The sequence below is a fragment of the Nitratireductor aestuarii genome, assembly GCF_014641695.1.
Taxonomy (GTDB): Bacteria; Pseudomonadota; Alphaproteobacteria; order Rhizobiales; family Rhizobiaceae; genus Chelativorans; species Chelativorans aestuarii.
In genome coordinates, this window is the sequence record NZ_BMIF01000032.1 from 1 (window position 1) to 6,321 (window position 6,321).

The 6,321-nt window shown below is 57.4% G+C and carries 4 protein-coding genes; 1 reads left to right on the forward strand and 3 read right to left on the reverse strand.

From position 1 onward, the window contains the following. Positions 1-345 precede the first annotated feature (345 nt). The 3 genes from IEX27_RS20800 to IEX27_RS20810 form a co-directional block, all read right to left on the reverse strand. Entirely contained in the window at positions 346-696 is a 351-nt protein-coding gene (locus IEX27_RS20800) for a DUF6634 family protein (RefSeq protein ID WP_188722991.1), read from the reverse strand. Positions 697-1,160: 464 nt separating this feature from the next. Continuing rightward, positions 1,161-2,003 (reverse strand): hypothetical protein, encoded by an 843-nt coding sequence (locus IEX27_RS20805; RefSeq protein WP_188722992.1) that lies wholly within the window; start codon positions 2,001-2,003, stop codon positions 1,161-1,163. Positions 2,004-2,774: 771 nt separating this feature from the next. Continuing rightward, positions 2,775-2,912, reverse strand: a complete 138-nt coding sequence (locus IEX27_RS20810) for a hypothetical protein (RefSeq protein ID WP_188722993.1) — start codon at positions 2,910-2,912, stop codon at positions 2,775-2,777. Between the two features lie 1,048 nt (positions 2,913-3,960). Here IEX27_RS20810 and IEX27_RS20815 point away from each other — a divergent pair. Then, positions 3,961-6,147 carry a CLIPPER-2 domain-containing protein gene (locus IEX27_RS20815; RefSeq protein ID WP_188722994.1) on the forward strand — a complete coding sequence of 729 codons (2,187 nt, stop codon included), beginning with the start codon at positions 3,961-3,963 and terminating at the stop codon, positions 6,145-6,147. Positions 6,148-6,321 lie beyond the last annotated feature (174 nt).

Consider the following 6,321-nt stretch of genomic DNA (forward strand, 5'->3'; position numbering starts at 1 on the left):
CGACATTGGCGACCTGCTGCCGTTCAACTTCTCCAAGGCAAATGCCAAATAAAGCTGGATACGGCTAGAACCCGTGCGCGATTACGCCTGAAGAGGCCGTCTAGGCGCATCGAAAATCGCGCTTACCTTTAACCCGAGACAGTCGAAGCGGCTGAATGACGCCCATGATTGCTGGGCCGAGAAGAGAGAGCTCCTTGGTGACGCCGCTTGCTAGAAGCTCACCGAAGAGGATGCTCCATAGACCCGCAACCCGATCGCTCGGAGTGCATCCAGCTCAGTTCATCATCGTCAGCGTGTTGCAATCGCAGGCCGAGGGTGAAGCGTTTTCAGCGCCGCTGCTCATCATCACTTGCCGTCCGGACCTTGCTGGGCAGTCATCGGCTCTCCGAGCCGATACCAGCGCGAGAGTGTCCGCGCCCACCTCTGATCATGCGAAATAAGCCAGAGATCGCTCGTGGTGATAAGGCGCCTGGTGCCGACGAGACGCGGGTGACCGGTGGAGTAGCCAGCGAGCGCCGGCGTCTCAAGTGCGACGCCGAACCAGTCATCGAGCGTTGGCGTCTCTTCCGGGACCGCGATTTCTTCGGGTAACATCCCTGCGGCAACCTTCTCCATGTCAGCAACGAGCGGCTTCAATCGCTCCAACTGCAACAGGAATGTGGCGCTGACTTCTTGGCCAGGCTTGAATTTCAGCATCAGAGAACTCCTACAATAAAGGTCGCGACACGCTGACGTGGCGTCAGGCCCGGCATTAATGTTACGTAAGTTTCACGCCGCCCTCGGCCGTGCGTTGTTCGTCCTGCCGCCTGTCGGCAACGAAAACTCGCGCTTCCTGGCTGTTCCAGTGCTGGCTTGATGTTTGACACGATAATATTCTCCTATGCCGCTCGAGGTGTGCTCGACGGACGAAAGTTTATGAGCTTGGTTGATGAAGTTAGGCTGCTAAACAGCCCGCGAGTGTTGTGTCTGAATTGATGCGGGCGTCGCCGACGTCCGGCTGCCAACCCCTGCTCGGAAGCGTTCCTGGTATGCGGGACATGCTTTAGACGTTGGCGTGCTCGAACCCTGCCTATTGTCATTGATCTCGCAGACGAAACCGAGATCCCGGTCGTCATCGTCGTTTTTCCCGAGCCAGTCTGCGACTTTAGACGCGCTCAAGCCTAACCATGTCTGCGCGGCCCACGAATGTTCAGCCTCACGCTGCTGACGCGCTCGGCGGCTTCGTACGCAATGCGCTGGAAAGCCTCATCGATAAGCTTGAGCTGCGTCTCTTCGTCAGGTGCAAGCGCCTCGCCGATCTTGCTACGCAGAGTTTCCCGATGCTGAGCTCGCATGCGCAGAATCCCGTCGGCGACGCCAACTTTTCCTGTTAAGGCATCCAGCTCGCCCAGCGCCCAGACATCCTCGTCATGCCCGGTTTCAGCCAGGAAGGGATCGACAAGGGCGCAGTCCAGCTGCTTGATATCAAGGCGCAGATACTGCTGCGTCAGACGCGGCAGAGCAGACACAAAGGCCACCATTTCGCTCTTCCATCGCCCCACTATGCCGTGGTCAGAACCAGCGCCTGGGGCGATATGGATCCACAGGACACTCTCCCGCGCCGTGTCAGTGATCAGCAGGTCCGTAGCGAAGCTTGGGCGCTCGAACGTTTCGATCGTCGGCCAGACATCAGCCTGCAGCTTACCCTGACGTCTTTTTCGGCGCAGCCACTCCCTAAGTTCTTCCGCCGCCACAAACACATGGTCCTGGTAGTTCGGAAGCTTCGGATCTGTGGGATAAGCTGCTTCGATCCCATCAGTGATCTTCTCCAGGCTATACCGCAGAGCTAGCGGCAGAACCTGGTCGAGACATTCCTGAGCAGCTGCTTTCTGATCGGCAGCGCTAGCGATAAAATCGTAGTACTGTCTGAGTGCAACGTCTATCGCAAGACCTCCAAAGGCATCGCGGCAGGGAACGGGTGTCTTGAACCAGACGAACTGACCCAAAAGCGGTTTGGCGGACATGATGGCTCCAACGTGTAAGGACATGATTATGGGCTGCCTGCCACCGGACTGGCCGTGCAGAAGGCAATAGACGAGTGTCCGACGGTCTTGCAGGAAAAGCGTCGGTTAAAAGTCTGCAACCAGCGTGCGGTCGCGCGCCGCCGCGTACCGGTTGAACAGTTCAATCGAGGATGGGAGTTCGCCCGGCTAGATCGAGGCGAACGCGTAGGAAGCGGAGATTATTTCCGCTGTCTGACCATCAGGCGGGCGTCGATTTCCGGCGATGGATCTTTTAATTTCAAGCGGATGTCGCTAGTATCCAGCATAAGCTTGGCTCCCGGTAGGATAAGGGCTAAGTCCAGTCTCCACTCCGAGTGCTGCAACACCGGGTGGAGACGTCTTCATTTGGTGAAGACAAGGGCACTATTGCAGGATCCGATGCGCGCCGCAAGGATCTAAAGCCACAAAAATGCATCCGCCCCGCACTATCTAAGTCCCGGATATCACCGGTCTTTTTGGATCCGGTATCAGCAGCAAGAAGCCAATCCCCGCTTGGTTCGTTGTTCAAATTGCAGCCTTGAAGGCAATTGAAGAAGCTGCCTATACGCGCCTGATGCGATCTTCCAAAATCCTGGAAACGCGATTCATGCGCAAACGCCGTTTGATGAAGTAACGGGGGGAAAACAGACGGAAGAAGGCAAACTGCGTTTGCAACGAGATAGTCGGAAAGCACAAAAAGACGTTTCGATACCGATCTGCGGTGTTCGATATCCCGAGCCGTTCAATCTGACGTCAGGTGCGTCTTACGCGGAATTTCCGGCCGCCTTCTGTGTAGCGCGCGATTAGATCGCCGATGACATCTAATGAGGCATCTTTATCGAACCCCTGATCGGCCAGTGCGTCCAGGAGCATAGAGATCAGCTTCTCCATCCCACCGCAATCGCTCCGCTTGCTGCTCGCTTGTCGCCATGACTCCTCCATCTGTCACACGCTGCAACCATGGTGAGCTCAAACCCAGTCGGCGCAAAGAATGCTTTTGACAGTCCCGGCCTGCCCCGCAAACGCCGTTCGCCCCAGAATCGGAAATCTCAAGCTTCGCAACGAAGATCCCAAGATTGGAAACGATAAACTCGGATCCTGAATCGCGTTACTACAAATTGTTTCGAGTTGAAACACATCGCCCGCAACCTGATATGACGTAGCGACAAGCTGAAATGGCTTACGCGCAATCCAGAACGAGCTGCCTGCAATCGATTGCGACGTAAAATCTCCTGAAGCCGTTTCCATCACGTCATCTACGGTTTCGGCCGCAAACGACGTTTCTTCCTGAATCGCGAATGAACAACGGCAAAGTGAATTAGCGCTTACCCAAATTCAGCGCAGCTTTCTCAACCTCAGCTTTGAGGAGCCCGCACTCCCCGGCCAGGATTGCTTCTCTATCCGCGTAGCATCAGACAAGGATTCTAGCGCTCAAGGAGTGCCCGGTTGGCGCACCACGGAGGGCCCGCCAAACGTTTGGGATGCGACGGGACATGGAACTTGCGGTGGTCATTCCGCTACGCCACCGCCCGCAGGCGCCATTCAAATGTTCAAAAATGGCTTCGGTGGCGTATCGGCAGCGGATGGTGTGCAGTGGGCGGAACTCAACGCATACACTCCATCTCGCCTATATCAGACCGTTTGCCTGTTGGAAGGTGACAGGGTTAAGTGGTTTCTCCACCACAAGGCTCGCGTAACGGGCCAAACCGAAAGCATGGTGTTCAATATCGGGATCCAGCCCGATGGTTCCGATGCCGTAAGCGTCGTTCAAGGAACGACTGACACTTCTGGTGCTGGCAGCATAGCCAACAACAGCTGTCTGGGTGAATGCGCTGTAACCACCGTCATCAATGAGTGGGCGCGATATTCTGGTAGCTTTGAGTGGAACAATCCGTCCGGGGAACGTACGATTGGCTTTCAATCCCTGAGCCCAGGCGCAGTGGGCAACTACCTGGATTCGATAACGATCTATGGCGTCTCACCCATCGCCGAACTGAGCACGGACGAAGCTCGGGGACTGGAAGGCGAACATTCCGCTACCAATTTTCCAATCAGTATCCTAGTGAGCGGCAAGATCCCTGTCGGAGAAACGCTCGATGTGGAAGTGGCGATCATTCATTTCGATACGGATGGCGCAGACATTTCACCAATGGACACCGTCACAATTTCCATTCCTCCAGGAGATTATGCGGCTGAGCCATTCCCTATTCCAATTGCAGTTCTGGCAGATGACGTCCGCGAAAACCGCGAGCAGTTTCGGATTGAGCTGGTCGACAAGCCCGGCGAAGGCGGCTATCGCGCTGGAAGTACCACCTCCTGCGGCGCCCAAGGCATAGTAGCTGCCACCTACACGATCCTGGACGCCCATGCGAGCATCGAGAAGATCGGGACCTTTGTCGATCTCGTGGGCGGCATGGCGCCGGATGGCTCTCCCATCAAGAACGCCGGTGACCGCATGGACTACGAGTTCATCGTCACCAACACTGGCGACGTCACGCTCACCAATCTTGCCGTAACCGACACCATCATCGGCACGCCAACACTCGATCCCAGCCGATCCGGCCTCGACCCGGACGGCAACCTTCCCGCCGGCGCAGTCGCCGTCTATGTCGCGAGCTATACGCTGACCCAGGCCGACGTCGACAGCGGTCAGAAGGAAAACGTTGCCACTTTCACCGCAAATCTCGTGGGCCGCGAGGACCAGGTCACCGCGACCAGCGACCACCAGGAGCCCCTGCCCCACATACCCGCCATCAGCATGATCAAGGAAGGCAGCTTCGATCCCGAGACAGACGATGGCGATGGACTGCCTGACCCCGGCGAACGGCTGCGCTTCGACATAACCGTCACCAACGATGGCAACGTCACGGCCTTCAACGTTGAGCCCAAAGATCCCGGCCCCACGTTCGACGGCCAGCCGGGCACCGGTGTGATGACGCCGTTTTCGCCGGGTCCCTCTGCTATACTGCCTGGCGAATCCCTTGTGTTTACTGCCTACTACACGCTCACCACCGAAGACATTGCCTACGGGTCCGGGCTTGAGGATGCCGTGAAAAATCAGGCGAGCGTGTCCGCAACCGATCCCACCGGGGCGCCACTGGAAGCGAACATGCCGGAACCCATGGCGTTTACCATGCCGGGCTTCGGCGTCGAGAAGCGCGCCGAGATCACCCAGACCCAGCGCGGTGGGAAGGTTCCCTACACGCTTATCCTCAAGCCGATGGAACTGATCCAGACCACCAGGATCCGCCTTGCGGATATCATACCCGCAGGCTTCGTCTACATACCGGGCACTGCGGTCGTGGACGGCCAGGCCCTGGAGCCTGTCATCGAGGGTCGGCGGCTTACCTGGGAGATTGATGTGGATCCTGAGCGCAACGTGGAGGTTCAGCTCATCCTGGGCGTCTCCGCGTCCGCGCCTTTCGGTACTTTCGTCAACACCGCACAGGCAGAGCGCATCGACAATGATGTCGTCTACCGCAGAAAAGGCTACGCGGAGGTCGAGATCATCCCGGAGCCAGTGTTCGATTGCGGCGACATCATCGGCAAGGTGTTCAATGACGAGAACCGCAACGGCTATCAGGACAAGGGTGAAGGCGGCATAGCCGGAGCCCGTGTTACCAGCGTCGATGGTATCCAGATAACGACCGATAGCCACGGCCGCTTCAGCGTGGCCTGCGCGGATCTCCCGAACAGCAGGATCGGCAAGAGCTATCTCATGAAGCTGGACCCCCGGTCGCTTCCTGCAGGCTACCGGATTCTGAGCGAGAACCCCAGGGTAATACGGCTAACCGCGGGCAAGATGTCGGAAATCAGTTTCGCCACGTCCATCGCGCGCGTGGTACGCATTGACGTAACCGGCGTGGCCTTTATCGCCGGCTCCACCAGCCTTTCGCCAGTCTGGCAGCAGAGTCTCACGACACTTCTGGAAACATTGGCCACGGAACCTTCGGTGCTGCGGATAGCATATCGTGACACCGCAGGCGAAAAGGCACTAGCCAACCAGCGGCTCAGGGCGCTGCGCAGCACGCTGAACGAGCTTTGGAAAGCAAAGCCAAACCGCTACCGCCTCGAAATCGAGACGAGCCTCATCACTGGAAAGACCATGGAAAGTCGCGCACGCTAGTTCAGGGTAGGATGTCCATAAAGAAAGAGCGGATCGCCAGGGATCCGCTCAGACTGCTGACAAACCTCTGGCGTTAGCTGGAGGTTTTTGATTCACTGGGGCATGTTGAAGAAACCTGCTCCAGTTCAGACGGCGATCGAGATGGTGACGCTCGAGAGCCTTGTTCCAGCAGAT

Bases quoted from the DNA above. Each gene is read 5' to 3' on its own strand.
- IEX27_RS20805 (WP_188722992.1), bottom strand. From the start codon at position 2,003: ATGTCCGCCAAACCGCTTTTGGGTCAGTTCGTCTGGTTCAAGACACCC.
- IEX27_RS20810 (WP_188722993.1), bottom strand. From the start codon at position 2,912: ATGGAGAAGCTGATCTCTATGCTCCTGGACGCACTGGCCGATCAGGGG.
- IEX27_RS20800 (WP_188722991.1), bottom strand. From the start codon at position 696: ATGCTGAAATTCAAGCCTGGCCAAGAAGTCAGCGCCACATTCCTGTTG.